This is a genomic window from Candidatus Babeliales bacterium, assembly GCA_041660205.1.
GTDB lineage: Bacteria > Babelota > Babeliae > Babelales > Chromulinivoraceae > JACPFN01.
In genome coordinates this window covers 37,018-61,433 of sequence record JBAZWT010000008.1, presented here as the reverse complement: position 1 = coordinate 61,433, position 24,416 = coordinate 37,018, and the positions used below count along the sequence as shown (strand labels likewise).

The window sequence follows — 24,416 nt, the reverse complement described above, 5'->3', positions numbered from 1 at the left end:
ATAGGTGATACGTTACATCCTCCTACGCCAATCAGTTCAAGGGCACCTGCAGCACCTGGCACGCAGATATAACCTGGATCCGTCGTCATAACCACAAAAGGAGCACTCCATAAGCCAGTTTTAATCAGTGAAGAAGCTCCTAGAGTTTCAGTGAAAGTTGTACTTGGATCATTTTGCATCCATTCAATTAATGCTTGACCATTTTCATCTAAAAAAACTGAAAATTCTGGTGTACCTTGACGCGTAATATTTGCAGAAACAGTACTCGTAGACCACGTCGTAGTTCCATGCAGTAAAATAGATGCTGCTATTTGGGCTATATTAGTCGCATCCATATATACCCATGCAACCACTGTGTCTCCTATGCAATTTGAAACTATAAGCGGCTCAAAATTTTCTGCACCGATGAAGCTCGCAGAAAGATTGGTTGTTACCCAGGTGCATGGGTCAGATCCCACTGTGCCGACTGTTGCCATTATTTGGTCAACATAACTTGTATCTAATATTCGATGCACAGAAATTACCTGATTTGGAGTGATGGTGGTTCCGCTCGAGGCTGATATATAAATAGGCATTACTGTAATCAACGCAACCAGCATTACTCTTATTTGTTTTAAAACGCATTCCATTAAAATTCCCTTTGCCGTCCAATATAACTTATCCAGGATCCAGTCATAAAAAATTTTCACTCTTCTTTAAATTTATAAGCCTTACTTAAAAATACTATTTAAGACAATTGTAGAATATCCATAATTCGATCATTAGTATTTCCAGTACCTCCACTTACATGCCACTGAATCTCAATAGCCTGAGTACCATCTACCGTTACAATAGCATTGGTAGCAAATATTTCATTGGCAGAGGCACTTGTTGTAAAAGTCCTTACGCTCGCAACAACTTGAACACCCCCAACATAAATAGAATAGGTTGTAGTTGTTCCATTATTATTATTTCTTCCCCAAGAACTAAATTCTACGAAATAAGTTCCTGCAACAGGAGTGATTGTCATTCCCGTAAGAAGAACATCTGTAGCTGATGTTGTAGTAGCAGCCGCACTAGAACTTACTTGAGTTCCAGTAATAATACCTGTTGCTCCTGTAGCTCCTGTGGCTCCGATAGCACCTGTAGCACCAGTTGCTCCTGTTGCACCAGTAGATCCGGTGGAGCCTGTAGATCCCGTGCTTCCAGTACTTCCTGTGCTTCCAGTCGATCCTGTTGCACCTGTTTCACCAGCACCAGTAACTCCTGTAGCTCCTGTTGAACCGGTACTTCCCGTTGAACCTGTCGCACCAGTATCTCCTGCTCCAGTCATTCCTGTTGCTCCAGTGCTTCCTGTTAACCCTGTATCCCCTGTAGAACCCGTCGAACCGGTTGAGCCTGTGCTACCTGTTGAGCCGGTTGCTCCAGTCGATCCTGTCGAACCTGTAGCTCCTGTTGAACCGGTAGAACCCGTGCTTCCTGTGGAACCTGTATCCCCCGTCGAACCTGTAGATCCAGTTGAACCTGTAGATCCTGTGTCACCAGTAGAACCTGTACTTCCTGTGTCCCCCGTAGATCCAGTTGAGCCTGTTGATCCTGTGGATCCCGTTGAACCAGTCGAACCTGTAGAACCTGTGTCACCCGTAGATCCAGTTGAACCAGTGCTTCCAGTTGAACCTGTAGAACCTGTGTCACCCGTAGATCCAGTTGAACCAGTGCTTCCAGTTGAACCTGTAGAACCTGTCGATCCGATAGAACCTGTGCTTCCGGTTGACCCTGTAGCACCAGTAGATCCCGTGTCACCGGTTGATCCAGTGCTTCCTGTAGAACCCGTAGATCCAGTGTCACCCGTTGAACCGGTAGATCCTGTAGAACCTGTTGAACCAGTAGAGCCCGTAGATCCTGTAGAACCTGTACTTCCCGTAGATCCAGTTGATCCGGTAGATCCAGTTGATCCGGTAGATCCCGTGTCACCGGTTGAACCAGTGCTTCCAGTTGAACCTGTAGAACCTGTCGATCCGATAGAACCTGTGCTTCCGGTTGACCCTGTTGCTCCTGTAGCTCCTGTTGAGCCTGTAGAACCTGTAGATCCCGTGCTTCCTGTTGATCCTGTTGACCCTGTACTTCCCGTAGATCCTGTGTCACCAGTAGATCCGGTTGACCCAGTACTTCCAGTACTTCCTGTGGAACCCGTATCCCCTGTTGATCCGGTAGATCCCGTAGACCCTGTCGCCCCCGTAGAGCCGGTAGATCCGGTTGCACCAGTAGATCCTGTTGATCCGGTAGCGCCAGTAGAGCCTGTATCACCCGTAGATCCAGTACTTCCCGTAGATCCAGTAGATCCTGTGGATCCCGTTGAACCCGTAGATCCGGTACTTCCTGTAGATCCAGTGTCACCAGTAGATCCTGTCGAACCTGTTGCACCCGTAGAGCCTGTGCTTCCCGTAGAGCCAGTTGACCCAGTGCTTCCAGTAGAACCTGTAGATCCTGTAGAACCTGTGCTTCCTGTTGAACCAGTCGATCCGGTAGAACCAGTAGATCCGGTAGAACCTGTCGATCCTGTTGATCCGGTAGAACCAGTAGAACCAGTTGAACCAGTAGAACCAGTTGATCCAGTGCTTCCAGTAGAACCTGTAGATCCTGTTGAACCGGTACTTCCCGTTGAACCTGTGCTTCCTGTATCACCCGTTGATCCAGTAGATCCTGTGGATCCCGTTGAACCCGTAGATCCGGTACTTCCTGTAGATCCAGTGTCACCAGTAGATCCTGTCGAACCTGTTGCACCCGTAGAGCCTGTGCTTCCCGTAGAGCCAGTTGACCCAGTGCTTCCAGTAGAACCTGTAGATCCTGTTGAACCTGTGCTTCCTGTATCACCCGTTGATCCGGTACTTCCTGTAGCTCCTGTAGAACCAGTAGATCCTGTAGAGCCCGTGCTACCAGTGTCACCCGTTGATCCTGTTGAACCTGTAGATCCGGTAGACCCAGTACTTCCTGTGCTACCAGTTGACCCAGTCGCACCTGTAGAACCAGTCGATCCGGTAGAGCCCGTGCTACCAGTATCCCCCGTTGATCCAGTAGAACCAGTAGAACCTGTGTCACCCGTAGATCCTGTAGAACCGGTAGATCCCGTAGATCCTGTGGACCCGGTACTTCCTGTGCTACCAGTAGATCCCGTAGAACCTGTGTCACCTGTTGACCCTGTACTTCCAGTTGATCCGGTTGCTCCTGTAGAACCTGTAGAACCTGTGCTACCAGTCGAACCCGTCGAACCTGTTAATCCTGTAGATCCGGTAGAACCCGTGGAACCTGTACTTCCTGTAGATCCGGTAGCGCCAGTGCTTCCTGTTGATCCAGTTGATCCAGTACTTCCCGTAGATCCTGTGGACCCGGTACTTCCCGTAGATCCTGTGGACCCGGTACTTCCTGTGCTACCAGTAGATCCAGTACTTCCTGTTGAGCCAGTTGCTCCTGTAGATCCGGTTGAACCTGTTGACCCAGTGCTTCCGGTTGATCCTGTTGAACCAGTGCTTCCAGTGGAACCAGTAGAACCTGTGGCACCAGTTAAACCAAAACCTAAAACTACATCTACATATTGTGGCTCAAATAATTCTTCATACGGAGTAAAATGCGGACTTCTTTTGGGTGGATGATTTAGATATTGAGCAATAATTTGTTTAAGAATTTGTAACTCAGATGGGCTCAAGTTTTTTTCTTCAATAGAACCTTGTGACTGAAAAAGTTCTTCACATTTAACCAAAAATGGCTGGGAGGTTTTTAACAAAGGCTGGGCCGTGTCCGCCGACGTGTCCGTCGAAGCTTTGGCCGTGTCCGCCATAGCCAAAGGCGAAGGCTGGGCCGTGGTAACATGTTGAGCAATAATTTCTTTAACAATTTGCAACTCAGACGCACTCAAGTTTTTTTCTGTGTTTTTCGCATTTTGATCTGAAGATTTCATGATTGATACAGAAAACATCATAAAAAATATAACGATAATTTTTGAGGAAAGATTTAATAACCTGGATCCTTCCAGCCTTCGCAAAACGCTTCGGCGGGCAGGCTGCCTTTGGCTATGGCGGACACGGCTGGTTAAACCATAGGAAAACGAGAGAGAGAATTTTGTTGTTGGTTTTAAAATGTTCATAGGTACCTTCAAATTATTACTCTTTTATAAAAACTTAAAATTGCAACGATCCTCGAAGACCAAGGCTCCAAAGTTGAACCATATTATTAGTGTTATCAGTAAATTCAACACCAGCAACAACGCTGAGTGATGGCATAAAGCAACGATCAACCCACGTGTATCCGGCTTGGCCAAAAACTTTACCCGTAAAAACTGCAGATGCTTGAGCGCCTGGAATATCAAGAGCTTCTTCAAGCAGTGAAGGTATTCGATTAGAGGCAATACGAGCATCTTTAATTCCATCAGGAAGATCGGCGTAAGCAGGCTTTGTAACAGTTGCAGGTGATCCAATTAATTGAACTGCATCTTGAGATTTGCCAATTCGTGCAAGTGGCTCACAATAAAATGTTTGGAGTAAATTTGGTTGCCCGTCAATTAAATAACCACCTACCTGCCGACCAAGAACGGCATAATTATTAAAGTTTGTAAGTCTAAATGCTACAGCTGCCGGAACATCAATTGCTAACCTCTCTGCTGTTCGGCCCCAAAATTCAGTACCAATGTCAAAATTCCAATTCTTGCTACGGTAATCAAGCATCACAGCTAGTGAACCTTCAACTCCTATGTTGGAGATAACAGGAACTGTCGTAATGTTAGCCGCTGGTTGAATCGTGCGTGGTTCCATATTTTCTATGGTTACAAATCCAGAAGTTCTATGATCATAAACAGCAGTATATTTTTGAATTATTAAATATTTAGATCCTGGTCCATTCTTTTTTAAATCAAACGTTCTAAAGTTTGGAGTTCTACCTTGAATTAAATGAAGAACCTCACCTTGCACTGCAAAATTTAAAGATTTGGTTCCAGCAGCATTATTCCAAATATTATAAAAACCTGAAATATCTGCACCCACACCCCATAGCCCAGCTCTGCCAAAAATTGATTCAAGCATATAATCACCGAGTGGAACGTTACCCGTTGGGCATGACACTTTAAAAGCTACGCCAAACAAACCCTTTTCATTTGCAACAACGTTATAACCCAATGCCGCAGTAAGATCTCCAAACCGAACTTCAGATGATTTAGTTTCTGCAATGCGTCCTTTTCGCAAACGTATCGGATGATGACGGTTTCCATTCAAATGATTTTGAGAAGGACTTCCTCCAAAAAATGCTTCTGATACTGATGAAGGACGGAAAAATGGTGTAGGATATTCAGGAAACTGATAACTAATCTTAGTAGAACCTGGGTTAGCCGTTATTTGCGTAAAGCTTAAATTATCATCAGGTATAGTTTTCACCAATTCTTTAAACTGTGGATAAATAATGACCGCTCCAAAAGGAATGTGTACTTTAAAATATAAACCTCGCTCATCTTGTTTTGCAGCCCAATGCAAATAAATATCAGCACCAACATGCTGCACCTTTGGATTGAGTTGAATAACTCCTGCGATTCCATCTTCATCTATTTTTACTTTACCCAAACCAAGTTGGTATGCGTCAAGATCAGCTCTGCCGTCATTGCTACCAACCGTCATAATGTTCGTGCCAGACCAGAACGGCATAGAGCCTAAATTTTTACAATGGTGCCCACATTTGCCACCAAAGTTTTGCATGTATTCCATGAGAAAAGAAATATTCACCGAATTATATTTCGATGCAGTTCGACATTTATTTTCGTAAAATAGTTTCTTTCTAACGTACTCTTTATTGTCTTCAAGCTCTTCTCTCATTTCCTCTGCAAGTTGCTGCATATCAAGATAATCTTGTTTGTGTTGACCAACTGTAAGTTTTGATTGCGAAATTTGAACGGGAGAAGACAAAGATTTTTTATTGTCTGATTTTAGATAAGAATATATTTTACGAGCTTTTTGTTTTACTCGCTGCGTAAAAGCTGCCAAATATGATGTGGTATTTTTCGATGGCATAGGCGCTGCTAAAACATAATCTTTTTCTGAATCAAATATTTCAAAATCTTGGTCATCACTAACTTGTTTTTTTTCTAATATTGTTTGTTCGTGCTGTGCAACACTGTCAGAGTCAGAAGCTTTATCGACATGATCTTCTTGCTGTTCAAGCTCTACAAAAGCTTGGTTGTCATTTTGACTTAACGAATTATTTGATGGTGTTAAAAGATTTTCGTGATGATCAAACATGAGCAAAGCTTGATTATCTTCTTGATGTTGCGCATCTTGATGTTGCTGAATTATTTTTTTCTGTGCAATGATTTCATGCATTTGATATGAAGCAAATGATCGAGTCAACCATGTGTTTTTGCTTATTGAGCATTTCGTTGAGCAACGTTTTTGAGTATCGGCTAAAATAAAATTCTGACTTAAACTGCCCAAAAATAATAAGCAAAATATCGCACGGATTCGCTTCAAATCAATTCCTTTTTTTATTGGATCTTTGAAGAAAGCAACATGACATTTTTTCAAATATGAGTCAATTGAAAAGATGAAGGTTATAGAACTCGAATTCGATAAAAAATAAAAAGGCCTTGCGATATTTAGCAAGACCTTTTTATTTTTTAAAGCAAAACAATTATCAAGTAAAACTAAAACCAGACGTTGCAGCATAACCAGCATTGACGCAAGTTCCACTATCATTAAATAAATATTTAATATACGGAACTCCTACTCCTGCCTTTCTTACGAGTGTGCCTTCATTATCAAAAGCTTCAATCTTTGAAGACGTACAATCTTGAGCTAGTTTAATAATATCTGTGTTAATTGTTCCGCTATTTGATATGGCATAATTCACACTACCGCCCTGGTTATATAAAAATTCTACAGTGTCCGCAGTGATACTATTGCTAGGATTAATTACAATTGCCGCACCGGTACCAGAATAATTGCTATCAAATGTTATTAATGATGCATTTATACTACTATTTTCCCAGATTACTATTGCATTACCAAAAAAAGATTTACAAGCTTGTACTAACATACGAGAGCATGTAATAGCAGATAAACTCACGTACAATATAACAGCACCTTCATAAATAGATGAATTATCCATTATAAGCAAACTGTCCAAAACCGTTATGGTACCAAATAAGTAAATGCTCTCTATATTCGATATGGAACCACAATGCTGGATTAAAAGATTACTTGCTTGAACAGTTCCTAAAATTTCTATAAAGTGTTGATATTCTTGAATAAATACATCTCCAGATACAAACAAACCTCCATGTACCGAAACATAATTCATAGATAAAGAAACTCCATTAAAAAATGCATCTCCTCGCACCGTTAATGTTGTATCAACTTCTACTGAAACCGACCCATTAACAACCAAATCACCATTTATAATGATATTTGCTGAACTAGTTAATGATAAACTAGTTGCTATAACAGGCGAATTAAACGTTACAGTACTTCCAGATATCAAAATAGCTGTTGATGAGTAAGGACTTCCATTATTTGTTATGGTAGCGGTAGTACCATTATTTGAAATAACCACACCCCCAAGAGATAAAGCTCCTCCTGCAGCAGAGCTAGCAGGACCTACACTAGCTTGAGGTATTGCTACTGATGGTAGCACACCGTCTATTGTTGCCGTTGCACGCATAGTTGACAGCGTAGCCTTTACAGCATCCGATGGTTCATCTTGAGCACTCATCGTTGCAAAACAACCAATGAGCATCGAAATTGCTATGTAAATTTTTACTTTATTCATAACTCAATTCCTTAATCGTTATTTTTAGAAATTTAAAGAACCTTGAAGACCAACGCTCCACAGTTGAATTGCGTTATTTGTTTGGCTTGTAAACTCTACACCACCGATTACAGCAAGTGATGGCATATGACAATGCTGCGTCCATGTGTATCCAGCTTGTCCAAAAAGTTTTCCCGTAAATGCGCGTGACGCTTGTGCTGCACCAATATCAAGTGCTTCACATAGATTAGCAGGAATACGATTTTCTGAAAGACGCCCATCTTTAATTCCATCAGGAATTATTCCAGACGTAACAATACCAAGCCCACCAGCAGAAACTAATGTTCCAACCAGTTGCACAGGATCTTGTGATTTATTAATTCTTGCAAGTGGTTCAACATAAAATACTTCAATTGGATTAAATGGTGAGACTGTAGAAGTTGGCTGTCCGTTCACACGGTATGCACTCACTTGACGACCTAAAACAGCATAGTCATTTAAATTTGGTAGTCGCTGGTCTATTGCTGAAGTTATATCAATTTGTAATTTTTCTCGTGAACGACCCCAGAATTCACCGCCCAAAGAAACATTCCAATCGTCACAATTAAAAACAGTAGCGACAGCAAATGATCCTTCAACCGCTATTTTTGAAATAACTGGAAGTGTTGTAATGTTAATTGCTGAATGAAGTGATTGAGGCACGAAAACTTCGGTAGCTTCTGGAATAACTTTATTGGTGTAGTCAGCCATATAATTTTGAACTAATAAATATTTAGAACCAGGTCCGTTTTGTTTTAAATCAAATGATCTAAAGTTTGGCGTTCTGCCCTGCATTAAATGAAGCACTTCACCCTGCACAAAAATTTCTAGATTTTTTGATTGATCACAATTTTCCCAAACTCTGTATGATCCTGAAATTTCACCACCAAGGCCCCATGCACCAGCTCTACCAACAATTGGTTCAAGCATATAATGACCTGTTGGAACGTTACCAGTAGGTAGTGATGCTTTAAATCCTAACCCAAAGAAACCTTTTTCACTCATGTACGCATTGTAACCAAAAGCTGTTGTGATATCACCTAAGCGAATTATGGTTTGTTTACATGGAGAAATACGACCTCGACGTAAATGAATTGGCTTTAATGCACTTCCCTCTAAAGATGAACCTGGCGCACCTCCAAAGAATACGTCTGAAACCGTTGCTGCGCGACGAAGTGGTGACGAATATGCCGGAAATTCATAGGTGATTGTTGATGAAGGATTTCCAGCAGCAGCTGCTGTTACCTGTGAAAAAGCAACTTCGTTGTCAGAATGCGCAACCATTAATTCTTTAAGATTTGGCGTTACAATCATTGCAGCAAGCGGAGCATGCACTTTAAAATAAATTCCGCGTTCCTGTTTACTATGCACATAATACAACATCATGTCAGTACCAACACTTTGAACTGTTGGGTTTAACTGAATGACGCCTGCAATACCATCTGCATTAGTTACAACGTTACCCATACCAAGTTGGTATGCATCAAGATCTGCTTTACCATCATTGTTGCCAATGGTCATTTGGTTTGTTCCAGACCAAAATGGCATAGCTCCTAAATTTTTACATGAGCCACATTTGCCACCAAAATTCTGCATGTATTCAGTAAACAATGAAATGTTAAGATGATGCTCTTTATCGCCAAAATCCTGCCCGTACGTATACTGAGCCTGAGAAATATCACGGTAAGAATATGATGTAAATGAACGAGGCAACCATGTATTTTTGGAAATCGAACAAGGCGTGTCACATGAATTAGTATCTGGACAATCTGTTACACAGCAGTCCCCGTAAACCAGTGTGCTCATGAGTATTAGATACAGTTTTAGAATTTTAGATTTCATCCTGGTCTCCTTTTTTTACGTGGTCACAAAATAATAATTTTTCTTACTCTCATAAAAAAAAATTTAAAATGCAAATGTATATCAATTTTAACCAGAAAATAATTCACAAATAAAAACAATGAGGGCTGGAAATTTTACTTTCCAACCCTCATCTTTCTTAAAAATATTTTAAGTTCAATAATGTTTTAATTTATTTTTACAATCGTCATTGCCGCACCATAATACCCGTAGTTGTTTGGCGAAATTGTTCCTGCAGCGCCAGCAAATATCGAAATCACATCATTAACAGCAAGAGGTACTATACAATTAATAATATGTGGCACGGCCTCAGTAACCAAATCGTCAAAGCCTATATTACCTCCATTAACTAGAATTGTAAAACGACTAGGACTCAAATCATCAAAACCAGCAATAAACACGGTGATTTCATAGGTTCCAGCAACTAATACTTCTACAGAATTAGGAGTAACAGTAAATTGACCAGGAGTGCTAACATCAATATTTGTTGTAAAATTAACTAAATCGCCGATATTAAGATTTTGACTTGTAGCATTATCAGCTAACCATGCATAAGTACTTGAAAATGCAAGACCAGTTGCACCTGTAGCACCTGTAGCACCTGTAGCACCTGTAAGTCCTGTGTCTCCAGTAGCTCCTGTAACTCCAATAATTGTTACACCAGTTGATCCTGTAGCACCAGTGTCACCAGTTAACCCAGTGTCTCCAGTAGCACCAGTAGCACCTATGGCACTTGTGCCTGTACTTCCAGTTGCACCAGTATCGCCTGTTAATCCTGTGTCACCAGTAGCACCTATAGAACCAGTTAATCCTGTTGAACCAGTGTCACCCGTAAGTCCTGTGTCTCCAGTAGCACCAGTAGCACCAGTAGCACCTATAGAACCTGTTGATCCTGTTGATCCAGTAGCACCAGTATCACCAGTTAACCCAGTGTCTCCAGTAACTCCAAGAATTGTTGATCCTGTTGAACCAGTATCACCAGTTGCACCAGTAGCACCAGTTGCACCAGTAGCACCAGTTGATCCTGTAGAACCAGTTGCACCAGTATCACCAGTTAACCCAGTGTCACCTGTAACTCCAAGAATTGTTGAACCAGTTGAACCAGTAGCACCGGTATAGCCAGTTAATCCAGTATCACCAGTAGCACCTATAGAACCAGTTGAACCTATAGAACCAGTAGACCCTGTGGAACCAGTAGCACCGGTATCACCCGTTAATCCTGTGTCACCTGTAGAACCAGTAGCACCTGTAGAGCCAATTGATCCGGTAGCACCTGTTGATCCTGTAGAACCAGTAACACCTATAGAACCAGTTGATCCTGTTGAACCAGTAGCACCGATATCGCCAGTTAACCCAGTGTCACCTGTTGCACCTATAGAACCTGTTGAACCTATAGAACCAGTAGACCCTGTTGAACCAGTAGCACCGGTATCACCCGTTAATCCTGTGTCACCTGTAGAACCAGTAGCACCTGTAGAGCCAATTGATCCGGTAGCACCTGTTGATCCTGTAGAACCAGTAGCACCAATATCACCTGTAGAACCTGTTGACCCTGTAGCACCTGTTGATCCGGTAGAACCAGTTGATCCAGTAGAACCAGTAGAACCTATTGTGCCTACACCTGTTAAACCAGTAGAGCCAGTAGAGCCAGTAGAGCCTGTATCTCCTGTTGAACCTGTAGCGCCTATTGATCCCGTAGATCCAGTTGAACCTGTTAAACCTGTAAGCCCTGTGTCACCAGTAGCACCTCTGGCACTTGTACCAGTAGCTCCAGTTGCTCCCGTAGCACCTGTATTACCAGTAACTCCAGAAGCAGACTCAACTGTCACAAACGCAAGTACATCATCCGTGTTTGGATAATCATTTTCAGCAGAAGCTGATCGCTTAACTAACGCTGCCGCTTGAGTAGATTTTGAAGCTTTTTTATTTCTATTATGATCATCTCCTTGAGCATTCATACTACCGACGCAAGAAATAAGCATCGACAATGCAATATAATTTTTTATTTTTTTCACCACTACATTCATGGTGGACTTAACAGTCAAATGCAATACAAACATACTTTTCCTAATTTTTTACTGAGATGCTTGTTCAATTTTTTTCAAAACCAAACTGCTTATTTTCAAGTTTTATGACCCGTGTCCTACGTTGCACAACAAGGACCAAAGATTTGATTTTATTACTAAAATCTATGCAATCTTTGGCCCTTGTTTTTATCATTACTTTAACCGACTCGAACAATCGTTATTGAAGCAGAATAAAATCCATATTTACTAGGTGTAAGGTTTAAAGCGTCAATAGATTTCACTTCTATAGTTTGGCCAGCAGTAAGAACTACAATAACTTCAGCAATATGAGGTACAGATTGTGCCGTAATCGGATCAGAGAGTGGTGGGACAAGAGACGCACCACTTATTAAAATCTCAAAATTAGTTGTCGTAGCAACAGGAGCAAGGAAAACTTTAATTTTATACGTTCCAGCGTTTGTCACAGTAAATGTTTTAAAAGTAACATCAGCGGTAATAAGATTAGAAACGGGCGTAGGTAATGAATCAAACGCAACCAATGAACCTGCTGAAGCTGTCTGAATCGCAGTGGAAGCAAACCATGCATAAGTCCCAATAGCGGCAGCACCTGTAGCACCAGTTGCGCCAGTAGCACCAGTTGCACCAGTAGACCCTGTGTCGCCAGTTGCACCAGTAGAACCAGTTGATCCAGTAGCACCAGTAAGTCCAGTAGCACCAGCAATACTTTCACCAGTTACACCTGTTGCACCAGTTTCACCCGTTGCTCCAGTTAGTCCAGTAGAACCTGTTGCACCAGCAATACTTTCACCAGTTACACCTGTTGCGCCAGTAAGTCCAGTAGAGCCAGTAGAGCCAGTAGCACCAGTAGATCCTGTAGACCCAGTAGATCCTGTGTCGCCAGTTGCTCCTGTTAATCCAGTGTCACCAGTTGCACCAGTAGAACCTGTTGAACCAGTAGATCCTGTGTCACCAGTTGCACCTGTTAGTCCTGTATCACCAGTTGCACCAGTAGAACCTGTTGAACCAGTAGATCCTGTGTCACCAGTTGCACCTGTTAGTCCTGTATCACCAGTTGCACCAGTAGAACCTGTTGACCCAGTAAATCCTGTATCGCCAGTTGCTCCAGTTAGTCCAGTGTCACCCGTAGAACCTGTAGAACCAGTTGAACCAGTAGATCCAGTAGCACCAGTTGCACCTGTTAATCCTGTGTCACCAGTTGCACCTGTAGAACCTGTAGATCCTGTAGACCCAGTAGATCCTGTGTCGCCAGTTGCTCCTGTTAATCCAGTGTCACCAGTTGCACCAGTAGAACCTGTAGAACCTGTTGAACCAGTAGATCCAGTAGCACCTGTTAATCCAGTGTCACCCGTAGAACCTGTAGAACCAGTTAAACCAGTAGATCCTGTATCGCCAGTTGCTCCAGTTAGTCCTGTATCACCAGTTGCGCCAGTAGAACCTGTAGATCCTGTAGACCCAGTAGATCCTGTGTCGCCAGTTGCTCCTGTTAATCCAGTGTCACCAGTTGCACCAGTTGAACCAGTAGATCCTGTAGAACCTGTAGATCCCGTAGATCCTGTGTCACCAGTTGCTCCAGTTGAGCCTGTAGAACCTGTAGAGCCTGTAGAACCAGTAGATCCTGTTGAACCTGTGTCACCAGTTGCACCAGTAGAGCCAGTAGAACCTGTAGAACCTGTTGAGCCTGTAGAACCAGTTAAACCAGTTGCACCAGTTAAACCAGTTAAACCCGTAGCTCCAATATTGCTTGCTGTAGTTCCACCAGATACTTGAACAGCTGCAGCAGCATCCGGTGTGCTTGGAAACCAAACTTCAGCTCCACTACGCTTAACATCTAATGAACTTTTACTTTGTTGGGCTGCTCCCAAAGCATCCATAGTTACCAAGCACCCGACGAGTGTCGAAAGTACTACGTAACTATTTATTTTTCTTATCGTCATATATTTCCTTTTAATTATTGACCATCAAACTTAGAAATTTAAAGAACCTTGAAGCCCAACGCTCCATAGTTGCACTGCATTATTTGTTTTACCTGTAAGTTCTACACTACCGATAACAGCAAGTGACGGCATATGATAATGCTCTGTCCATGTGTATCCAGCTTGACCAAAGACTTTTCCAGTAAACGCACGTGATGCTTGTGCAGCACCGATATCAAGCGCTTCACACAAGTCTGCAGGAATACGGTTTTCTGAAAGACGCGCATCTTTAATTCCATCAGGAAGCACTGTAGGTGCTGTTACGGTTGGTACTGAGCCAACCAATTGCACAGCATCTTGAGATTTATTAATTCTTGCTAAAGGTTCGCAATAGAATGTACGAACTGGTACAGCAGTTGCTGGAGATGCTGGTTGCTCATCAATACGGTATGCACTTACTTGACGACCTAAAACTGCGTAATTATTAAGATTTGGTAGTCGCTGGTCTATCGCTGAAGCTATATCAATTTGTAATTTTTCTCGTGAACGACCCCAGAATTCACCACCAAGAGAAGCATTCCAATTATCAAAATGGTAGTCAAGAGCAACTGCAAACGAACCTTCAACAGCTATTTTTGAAATAACTGGAAGCGTTGTTAAGTTAGCAACTGGGTGTATTCTTTGTGGCTCAATAACGTCAGTGTTCGGATTTAGATTGCTATATTGAGATGCATAATGTTGCACTAATAAATATTTAGAACCAGGTCCGTTTTGTTTTAAATCAAACGTTCTAAAGTTTGGAGTTCTACCCTGAAACAGATGAAGCACTTCACCCTGAAAAGCAACAGTTACATTTCTTGTTGCATCACAGTTTTCCCAGACTCTGAACGATCCTAAAACTTCACCACCAACGCCCCATGCGCCAGCTCTACCAAAAATTGGCTCAAGCATATAAGCAGCTGTTGGAACGTTACCTGTTGGCATTGATACTTTAGCGCCTAGGCCAAAGAAACCTTTTTCACTCATGTATGCATTGTAACCAATAGCTGTTGTGATATCACCTAAACGTACTATCGTTTGTTTACACGCAGCAATACGAGCTCTACGTAAATGAATTGGTTTTTCTTGATTACCCTCTAAAGCGTTACCTGTTTTTCCACCAAAGAAATAGTCAGAAACTGTGTCCGGGCGACGAGACGGTGTTGGATATTCAGTGAATTGATACGTGATTTCTGATGGAGATGGAGCTGCTGTCATTTGTGTAAAGCTAAGATGATCATTCGACTCTGCAACCAGTAGCTCTTTAAGCTGTGGTGTTATGATCATTGCACCAAGTGGAGCATGCACTTTGAAGTAAAAGCTACGTTCCTGCTTGCTATGCACATAGTAAAGACTCATGTCAGTACCAGCGTGTTGTATTTTTGGATTTAACTGAATAACTCCTGCAATACCATCTGCATTAGCTACGACGTTACCCATACCAAGTTGGTATGCATCAACATCAGCTTTTCCATCGTTGTTACCAATGGTCATTTGGTTTGTTCCTGACCAAAATGGCATAGATCCTAAATTTTTACATGAGCCACATTTTGCACCAAAATTTTGCATATATTCAGTGAAAAAAGAAATGTTAAGCTTGTGCTCGCTGTCTTCAAAATCCTGCCCGTAAGCATACTGCTCCTGAAAAAGATCGTGTGTTTGATATGATACAAATGAACGAGGTAACCATGTGTTTTTGGAAATTGAACAAGGTGTGTCACACTCAACCGGCTGACAACAATCTGTTACACAACAGTCCCCGTAAGCCATTGCGCTCATGAGTATTAGATACAGTTTTAGAATTTTAGACTTCATCCTGGTCTCCTTTTTTACGTGGTCACAAAATAATAATTTTTCTTAATCTCTTCGCTGAAGTATCAAATAGGATTTTAAATCCTTAAAACAAAAGGTCTCCTTTTTTGCTGATTCATAAAATATTAATTTTTTCTACCTTCATACAAAGACAGATTAAAAAGCAAGTGTGTAGCATCAGGCGAGTGCTTCAATGCCTGTAAAACTGCTTTTTCACCAACTTCATACTCCCCAACATACCATGCAGCAATTCCCAGTAGGTTGTATCGATCAAAATTATATGCAATGTTTTCAACAAACAACGTATCAGTCGTTACCGGAGTATCAACCGCAAGCTTTGAAAAATAAAATGCTTTTGCAAAATCAAGAACTTTTAAATAATAATTTGCAATTTTCATCAGAGGTTCAATACGACTCGGTCTCATATCATATGCTTTAAGATAATAAAACAGAGCTTGATTCCAGTTGCCCAACTGATCGTGTGCATCACCAAGTCTGTACCAGGTCATAAAATCTTCCTGATCCCAAACAGATCTTTCAGATCGTTTTTGGTACCAAATAGCTGCGTTTGCATAATCATTGGTACATGCATAAGATTGACCCAAGTAAAAAAGAGTTCTTGGATCTTCTGGATGTTTTTCATGCTCTTTCAAAAGCAACTCGATATCTCGATAAAAACGTTTATTTGTTTTATCAATACCACGCTGTGTTGGATCCCAATTAAAATAAATAGTTTCAGGAACAGTTATATATCCTATTTTATTTAAATACTCATGAACCACGCCTTCAAATCGAATGCCGTGATTCGGTTTCCACAACCGACACAAATAATTTTTAGAAAAGTGATTATTATGAAGACACATTAAATATGCAGTCTCAGGAAAATGTCTGAAAAGTTTACAAAAATTAATCAAACCTGGCACATCGTTTAAGTACCATTCAGCGTCAATCATTAAAAAGAATGTTGCTTTTGGAAACAGTTCTTCACTGCAATCAATGGCATAATTTCGTGAAGTTGCAAAATCAACAAACGGTTGTTCAACCACAAATCCATGCACATCGTAAGACTCAAAAAGTTGTTTGGTTACTTCTACGGTTTCATCGGTTGAACCAGTATCTAAAACGAGAAAATGTTGCAGGCCAGCATCGAGGTATGGAAGCAACGTTCTTTCCATAACGTCTGCTTCATTTTTCACCATGATAGTAATGACAAGCAGAGGATCATCTTGAGAGCAAGATGGTTGACCAAAAAGATTTAAAGACTGAAAGATTGTTAAAAATATAAAAGAAAATTTTGAAATTAACTTCATGCTACTCACTCTTTTTTGTTATTAGTTTTTATTTTGTTATACAATTTTTGCTATAAAACACTTAATTTTTAAAACTTATTTAATCATAAAACCTTCAAACTTTTAAAACTCTAAACTGCATTAACGCATGAATACTACTAAAAAAATAAATTCTGTATATTGATTTTTTTAAAGCAAATTCTAGTAAGTACATATCGACTTGCCAAGCTTACATCATATTCTCCTTTCCTATAACAACTAATTCCCCTCCCTATGAATTTTGTACGAGTCGGTCACCCAGGCTTCGCTTTTTCTTTCCTAGTTGTCGTTCATCTCGAGTTTTTTGCGCTAGCAAAAAGTATCGAGAGATCTTGTAGCTACGCCGGGCACGGCCACATATCATCTTTATTTTTCAATTATTCTTTTGTTTGGCCTTCATGCCAGGCCAGGCATCAAAGTATGGTTTCGCACATACTTTGAAATCATGCGACCCAAAGAGGTTTCTTTGGGTAATCTCGTCGGAATTAATGCTCGCATTCGCCTATCCTACTTCGACAAGGCTTCGTAGGAATTATCGGCTCATACTCCCTAATTCCTGGGTATGCCATAATAACTTGGATTCTTGAGTCGGAGTTAATACTCGTATTTGCCCATGGCGCATACGAGCTAACTCCTGGGTATGACTTGAAAACAGATTTTAGTAATTTTCTTCAACACATGGATCCCCGGGTTTCAGGCTTCGCTTTTAGCTTCGCCGGACACGGCGAGCCCGACTGCGTCCGCGATAGCCAAAGGCGACGGCTGGAGGACGAAGAGTAGGTGGTGTATGTTTTATAGCTAAAGAAGTATGAACATCTATCATCAAAATGAAAACAATAATTAAATTTATTCATACTCAGGAGTTAGGGAGTGTGAGCCGCTCATTTTTATGAACCTTGTGAAATAAAAATGAGAAGAGGCAAGCACGAGTATTAACTCCGACTCAAACTCAAGAAAAAATTATGTAAAGAATCAAGCTTCCCCATCAGGAAATACTTTGCAATGGAGCCCTGCGCAGTGTTAACGAAGCAGAATAGGCGAATGCATTTTTATTTCCGTTGGGGTTTTTCAAGGGGTTTTAACCCATTGAATGTCCGATCCCAAAGCGTGGACAAGCACGTTTTGGAGCCTGTGCCGGCTTTAGGCACAGAGTTGAATGCTTAAACAAGTTAGTAGCTAGTGGAAACCGACTAATTAAAAAATGCCAAACTCTTGCTTTGCCCATAAAAAACCATGTAATTATTTACTTGATCACATTATAAAAAAGGAGACCAAAATGAATAAATTAAAGATATTTGTATCACTACTATTTTTCACTGCCAGCACACTGCTCTGCGAAACAATGTATCCACAAAAAATGATTTTAAGCGTTCCGGTTGCAGATTTACGCGCCCAACCACAAGCAAACTCTAGCGATATAAAATTGCCAACTTCAGATGTCATAAACCCACTACAAATCACACAAATACTTCTTGGCGAGCATATTCTTGCTCATGAAGAGTATGTTGATGAAAACTCAAAAAAATGGCTGAAGGTCAATGCGCCACAACAAGAGTTTTACAAAGTTCCATTTGGATGGCATGGATTTCCAGGTTGGATCGAACACGATCAAGCGCTTGCTGTTGACAGCTATCCTGTACACAACCTTGTGGTTAAAAGTTTACTGGCAAACCTTTTGGATGAAGCTAAAAATATTTTACAAACCGTTTCAATTGGCACCAGACTTAATGGAGAGAAACTAGACAAAGAGAGCAATCTTTGGAGAGTTGTTTTACCCGATGGCCAAATTGCTTTTATCAAAAATGACGACGTGTATCCCATCAATGCAACGGTTGAAGAATCAATTGACGATCTACGAAAAAGCATCATTTCAAAAGCTATGGAATTCTTGGGAAGTTCTTACAGCTGGGGAGGCAGAAGTGCTCAAAATGAGTTACTTACGATATCGAGTGTTGATTGTTCATCTTTAATGAATTTAAGCTTTCTAGCGCATGGCCTGCAGATTCCACGTATGTCACATGAGCAATTTTTAAGATCTGAAAAAATTGAAGAAGGTAAAGATTTAAAGCCTGGTGACTTAATATTTTTCACATCCATAACAAAAAAATCATCACGTATGGATCATGTTATGATGTACCTTGGGGACAATAAAATACTTGAAACAACTACTTTGGATCAGAAAAAAGTTCGTGTAATTCCTTTTAATGAAAGAATGTGCCTTACGTATGATCTCTTACAATCTGGCGATATCATAGACTGCACAGAAGATCGATTTCGAATCTTTTTTAGTTCATTTTTTAAAGATGAAGAGATGGTTCAAGGATTACGAAATGATGCATTAAATCATGCATACAATTAATACTTACTTTTGATTAGATTTACATGAAAAAACAGGAAGCTTTTAACTTCCTGTTTTTTGTTTCATTAACTTGTATGAATTTAATTAATTGCGATTTTTCGGCTGTGCATACATTCGTTCGTTAACGAACAAATCACTTGAATGATTTTGTATAGGCACATTAAAACTTGGACATTCTCTTACACTCCCTAATGGGCTTGCATCGTCGACAATAACGACATGCTGGTTACCAGCGGCACTATTTAACCCTGAAAAAGAGCGTAATGTTTGCGAAGCTAATGCAAAATTTTGTATTACCACAGGATCTCTTCCTATACCTGCTAAATCTAGTACTGCCCTAGTAGATTCTCCAGAATTACTTTCTCCGGAAATAGAGACTGTGACTCCACTCACAGATCCATTGTTTGCAGCTATATTATAATTTGCAACGTCGCTTTCTGATTTTTTTAAGTCTTGTTGCGTATTCTGATCGTGCATAGAAATCGGTAGTTGAAGCGGTAGTTGAAGCGGTCGTTGAGGCAGAGACATTTGACTATTATTCGATCTTTCTCGAATTATAGTATTTGGTGCAAAGTGAGCAACTGCAGAAGGAACAACTTCTTCATTTGAATCAACGCGTTGATTCAGTGCTATCTGATTGAGCATTCTTGCAACTTCATTACTTATGATTTTATATGATGTATTACTTGTATCAGAGCTTTCATCAGAATTTTGTGCAGCTTCATCATATTGCTCAACTTGATCCACAGGTACATATGGCTTTACTGCTTGACTATCGCCACAACACCACCAAGAAGCACCAATGCTTTGAGTTACAAAAAAAAGACTGGAAAGTATTATATTTTTATTCATTTGAAATCCCCTAACTAAGAACATAAAATCTTATTTCAATACATTAAAAGCATATCCTACCTACACTTTTTCGCAACAGCCCCCACCCCTGTACCCGAAAAAAGGACTGCGCCAAACGAACACCAAAGAAAGGACTTTTACAAATTGCTGGATCCTCGGGCTATGCCCAAGGATGACGGAATGTGATGAGCTTATTGATTTAGATGAGATTGAAATATTATACAAGAAACGCCTTGATAGATGTTCTTTTAATATCGAATTCGAGCTCTCTAAAAAATTTTTACATGAAAAAACAGGAAGCTTTTAACTTCCTGTTTTTTGTTTCATTAACTTGTATGAATTCAATTAATTGCAATTTTTTGGCTGTGCATACAATTGTTCACCAGGTAGCAATCCACTATTCAACGGAAGACTATTTGAGGGATTATTTGACTCAGCTTTTGCTGCTTCAGGCACATTAAAATTTGGGTACTTTCTCACATTGCCTAATGGACTTCCATCCGCAAAATCGAGAACTCCGTCCTTAACGGTAATCCCGTTACTAGATCTACCATAATGTAGAGCTGAAAAAGAATCTGTTGTTTGCGAAACATTTGCTAAATTTGGCCTAAATTTTACGTTATCACGTGTTTGCGAAATATTTGCGAGATTTAACCCAAATTTTGCATTATCATCGGCAAAGATAGATTCTACAACATCACTCACATATCCTGTTAGAATTGGACCAGATATATCACAATTATTATTTGTTATATTAATTGTATTTTGCTGAATATAATTGAACATATTTTGCCCAGCATAAGCAAACATAGAAATCGGTAGTTGAATCGGAAAAGTTTGACTTCCTGAATTTACAGCACTGTTCTCTTTTGATACAGAATGATCAACTTTTTCACTTAAATTAACGTGATTTACAGATTCTGTCGTCACAGGTTCTGCCGATGGCACTACAAGCATAGTGACTATTACACCACTCATACGCCTAGGCGAGATTCTATTCGATGTACTAGGACTTTTAACAGTTATTGCATTGGCATGTACAACTTGTTCTGCAGAATCATTTACAGGAGCATTATTATTTACTGTAACATCTTGTACAGTTTCTTTTTGCTCAACATAATCCACAGAGACATATGGTTTTACTGCTTGACTATCGCCACAACACCACCAAGAAGCACCAACATTTTGAGCTACTAAAAGTAGTCCAAGCAACATTATATTTTTATTCATATAAAAACTCCTAAATTTTACTATTTTACGTTCATTAAAATACAAGCAGGAGATTTATAGCCTCCTGCTGTATAAAATTAAACTTTGATTGTAATTAACGACGCTCTAAACAACCTTCATTTCTAGCTAATGCAGAAATAGGTAATTCAAGCGGTGATATTCTATCACTAGGCAATCCAGAAGCAATCAATTTCGCAAGAGTTAATGCAGAAATAGGTAATTCAAGCGGTGACATTTGACCTTCTGGCAGTACAAATGAATTCTTAACGCTTACGACATCGATTATTTCAATACTCTCATCAGTATCAGAAAATGAATTTGTTGCAGCATTTACACTAGCAACTGTTCGTGATATTGGTGCCGGTGATATTTGAATCACAGCTCCTGAAGCATTATCAGAACAACTAGCGCTCATATTTTGAGCTAAAACAAGAGCACCGAAAAACATAATATTTTTATTCATATAAAAACCCCTAAAAAATGACTAACTGAATAACTATCTTGAAACAGTTTAACATATCTTTACTATCCTGTCTATTTTGTGCCTTGCCCAACAAATTTACCGAGGCAACAAAACAGCTCAAACTTGAAGTAAAATAGACTTTTTCTATCTAAGATTTATACTAAAAAAGATCTATCGCTAGCCACTTTTAAGGACTTTATGAAAAAAATTCAATGCTCATTTTTAATCTCCATTCTCTGTTTTCTTTCTGTCAACTCACAACATTTTGTTTTGATATCTTCACCAGGTAGCGGAAAGGGAACTTTTTCTCAATATATGACCAAAAAATACGGGTATGTTCAAATTTGTCCAGGTGATCTATTTCGCAAAGAAATTTTACAACAAAGTGAATTGGGCAAAATTATTGAACCAATCGTGCAAGCTGGTGACTACGTTGATGAACAGATAGTTTGTAAATTAATGCAAAAGCATCTAGAGCAAGCCCTTATTAAAAATAAACCTTTTATACTCGATGGCTTTCCTCGCTCAAAAAACAGCTTACAATTCTTGCTGGCCTTTTTAGCGTCAAAGCAAATCCTGAAAAACGTTTGTTTCATACAATTTCACGCATCAGATGAAGTCTGCAAACAACGCATACTGGGTAGATATGTTTGCAATGCGTGTGGACAAGTAGACAACGCAGCTAAAATGGAAACAAATGATAATCCAACATGCAGCTCTTGTGGTCAAGCTTTAGCATTGCGACTGGGAGACAAAGAAACTGTCGTGACTAAACGATTACAGCATTTTCATACCGTAATTGAACCACTCTTAAAAGATTTAGAAAACAATGGTCATACCGTTAAAATTATAAATTCTGTTCAAGAACTATCGACACTTGAAAGGATCTATAATGAAATTGCTTCTTAAACAATTAATCCTGATAAGCTTTTTTAGCGCGATACAAGCCAGTGATATGGAAATTTTTACTGCTGGATCCCCGTTCCCGCCGGGGACGACGATTAATAAATCGTCGATTTTAGACGTTGTTGATCATAAAAACATGCAGCTTAAATTATACTTGGATGCAATACAGTATAACGTACAAGAAAAAATAGGCATTTTGCCTTATGTCCTACAAAAAGAATCTGGGATATATCTTGAAATCGGTACGGGCGGAGATCCTATTGCTGCATTAATGAAAGCTATACCAAGTCACTACAATGTACAAATTATAGCGTCTGATGTTGATCAAAACGTTTTAGACTCGGTGCTTACTCGGCATCCTGAGTTGCAACAGTTTGTACAAAGTCAAAACGGCCCTCGATTACATTTACAACAATTGAATGCTATCGACATGAGCGCGATTGTGAGCAATCATTTAGATGGAATTAATGCTTCATCAGTGCTTCATGAAATCATTTCATATGCTGGTGGGCTTGACGGCTGTAAGAAATTTTTTAAAGAAGCGCATCGGGTTTTAAAGCAAGATGGCATTTTAATTTATAGAGATCCAGAGTTTGTTTCCAATCAGCAACAAGCGGTAACCGTTAGATTGAAAAATAAACCATCTAAGCTATTTTCTCATATATTTTTATATAAATTTTTAGATGCCCGCGGTAGCTCGTTGGCTCAAAAAAATCGTAAAGTTTTTATGTATGAGACCAAAGACATAAGCTTTAAAATTTATAAAAAAAATGAAACAAATTGTGCAGTTTATTCGTATGAAGAGTATTTGAAAATTCCTTCATACGATATTGATTTCTCTAGAAAATATTCTATCTCTTTACCGTATGGTCTGTATCGAGAACTGAGCCGTCACTACTTAACGTATTTGCACGCATGTAATCCTTTAGTTTATTTAAAGGCTACTGCAAACATTTCTACTGGTACTTATTTTACAAACTATTTAGCACACAGTACGGTAAAGGTATTAAAGAATTTTCTAGGTGAACACTCTCATGTTTTAAACGATGCTCAAATCACGTTAGAGCAAAAAGATTTAATAGACTCTGCAATTGAAAAAAATTGTGAAGTGCTTGAATTTGGAATTCCGTTACGTTTTACTTCAAAATCTAAAAAGGCTGCATTAAGAAACATTCTTAAGCAGCATGATTTTGATCCATCTCGTTATATAATTGCAGTTGATAGCGAAACAAGTCTGTTAGATTATCGAATTTTCGGAATACTATACGAACAAATTAAAAACTTATTTGACACACTCAACAGTATTGAAATCGCTGATAATGAAAAACATGCGTATTGGCTAAAAAGAGAAGGCGAAGAATATTATTGTTATTATTCTGTCGATGCTTTATTGTCGCAAGTTTTGTTGTATTCATTAGAACAATCTAAATTGGACCAATCTGGATTGCAGCAGTCTGAAAACACCGTAGAAAATAATGAAATAATGGTCCTGTGCCCGCTAGACAAAGAATATAATAAATTCTTAAATAGATGGTGTTATTCAGAACTCTTAAAAGATACGTTAGAAGTTTCTGACAACATGAATTATCCTATGGAAGTATTTGACGAAAAGCGAATTATTCATTTTAAAAAAATGAAACTATCACAAGCGATACATATTTGTGAAAGCATCATTGAAGCTGAACCAATGAACTATCCGCAATTGACACAAGTAGTAAGTGATTTAAAAGATCCGGCTTCGCACAAAGGCTACCCAGGCTTCGCGCAAGGCTACGCCGGGCAGGCTGCCGAGACAAGAAAATTATAAGG

General features: G+C 39.8%; 15 protein-coding genes. 3 read left to right on the top strand and 12 right to left on the bottom strand.

Going from position 1 to position 24,416, the window contains the following annotated elements:
• The 9 genes from WC747_03770 to WC747_03730 all read right to left on the bottom strand — a co-directional run.
• Positions 1-629, bottom strand: a 629-nt coding sequence (locus WC747_03770; GenBank protein ID MFA5999107.1) for a hypothetical protein, incomplete at its 3' end; no start/stop codon positions are given.
• 98 nt (positions 630-727) lie between these two features.
• Entirely contained in the window at positions 728-3,934 is a 3,207-nt protein-coding gene (locus WC747_03765; GenBank protein ID MFA5999106.1) for a hypothetical protein, read from the bottom strand.
• Positions 3,935-4,154: 220 nt separating this feature from the next.
• Complete coding sequence (locus WC747_03760; protein ID MFA5999105.1) at positions 4,155-6,482, bottom strand: hypothetical protein; 2,328 nt, start codon at positions 6,480-6,482, stop codon at positions 4,155-4,157.
• A gap of 163 nt (positions 6,483-6,645) precedes the next feature.
• A complete protein-coding gene (locus WC747_03755) occupies positions 6,646-7,779 on the bottom strand; it encodes a hypothetical protein (GenBank protein ID MFA5999104.1) in 1,134 nt (377 codons plus the stop codon).
• 24 nt (positions 7,780-7,803) lie between these two features.
• Positions 7,804-9,639 (bottom strand): hypothetical protein, encoded by a 1,836-nt coding sequence (locus WC747_03750; GenBank protein MFA5999103.1) that lies wholly within the window; start codon positions 9,637-9,639, stop codon positions 7,804-7,806.
• Positions 9,640-9,824: 185 nt separating this feature from the next.
• Entirely contained in the window at positions 9,825-11,717 is a 1,893-nt protein-coding gene (locus WC747_03745; protein ID MFA5999102.1) for an exosporium protein, read from the bottom strand.
• Between the two features lie 164 nt (positions 11,718-11,881).
• Positions 11,882-13,639, bottom strand: a complete 1,758-nt coding sequence (locus tag WC747_03740; GenBank protein ID MFA5999101.1) for a hypothetical protein — start codon at positions 13,637-13,639, stop codon at positions 11,882-11,884.
• Positions 13,640-13,669: 30 nt separating this feature from the next.
• Positions 13,670-15,472 (bottom strand): hypothetical protein, encoded by a 1,803-nt coding sequence (locus WC747_03735; GenBank protein MFA5999100.1) that lies wholly within the window; start codon positions 15,470-15,472, stop codon positions 13,670-13,672.
• 122 nt (positions 15,473-15,594) lie between these two features.
• On the bottom strand, positions 15,595-16,779 hold the full coding sequence (locus tag WC747_03730) for a tetratricopeptide repeat protein (GenBank protein MFA5999099.1): 1,185 nt from the start codon (positions 16,777-16,779) through the stop codon (positions 15,595-15,597).
• Positions 16,780-18,073: 1,294 nt separating this feature from the next.
• Here WC747_03730 and WC747_03725 point away from each other — a divergent pair.
• Positions 18,074-19,156: an NlpC/P60 family protein gene (locus tag WC747_03725; protein MFA5999098.1), complete on the top strand. Its 1,083-nt coding sequence runs from the start codon at positions 18,074-18,076 to the stop codon at positions 19,154-19,156.
• A gap of 84 nt (positions 19,157-19,240) precedes the next feature.
• Here WC747_03725 and WC747_03720 read toward each other — a convergent pair whose 3' ends face one another.
• The 3 genes from WC747_03720 to WC747_03710 form a co-directional block, all read right to left on the bottom strand.
• Entirely contained in the window at positions 19,241-20,008 is a 768-nt protein-coding gene (locus tag WC747_03720) for a hypothetical protein (GenBank protein ID MFA5999097.1), read from the bottom strand.
• Positions 20,009-20,353: 345 nt separating this feature from the next.
• Positions 20,354-21,238 carry a hypothetical protein gene (locus WC747_03715; protein ID MFA5999096.1) on the bottom strand — a complete coding sequence of 295 codons (885 nt, stop codon included), beginning with the start codon at positions 21,236-21,238 and terminating at the stop codon, positions 20,354-20,356.
• A gap of 94 nt (positions 21,239-21,332) precedes the next feature.
• Positions 21,333-21,701 carry a hypothetical protein gene (locus WC747_03710; protein ID MFA5999095.1) on the bottom strand — a complete coding sequence of 123 codons (369 nt, stop codon included), beginning with the start codon at positions 21,699-21,701 and terminating at the stop codon, positions 21,333-21,335.
• A gap of 198 nt (positions 21,702-21,899) precedes the next feature.
• On the opposite strand from WC747_03710, the gene WC747_03705 reads away from it, so the two are divergent.
• Positions 21,900-22,610: a nucleoside monophosphate kinase gene (locus tag WC747_03705; GenBank protein ID MFA5999094.1), complete on the top strand. Its 711-nt coding sequence runs from the start codon at positions 21,900-21,902 to the stop codon at positions 22,608-22,610.
• Entirely contained in the window at positions 22,594-24,414 is a 1,821-nt protein-coding gene (locus tag WC747_03700; GenBank protein ID MFA5999093.1) for a class I SAM-dependent methyltransferase, read from the top strand. Before WC747_03705 ends, WC747_03700 begins: the two co-directional genes overlap by 17 nt.
• Positions 24,415-24,416: the final 2 nt, after the last annotated feature.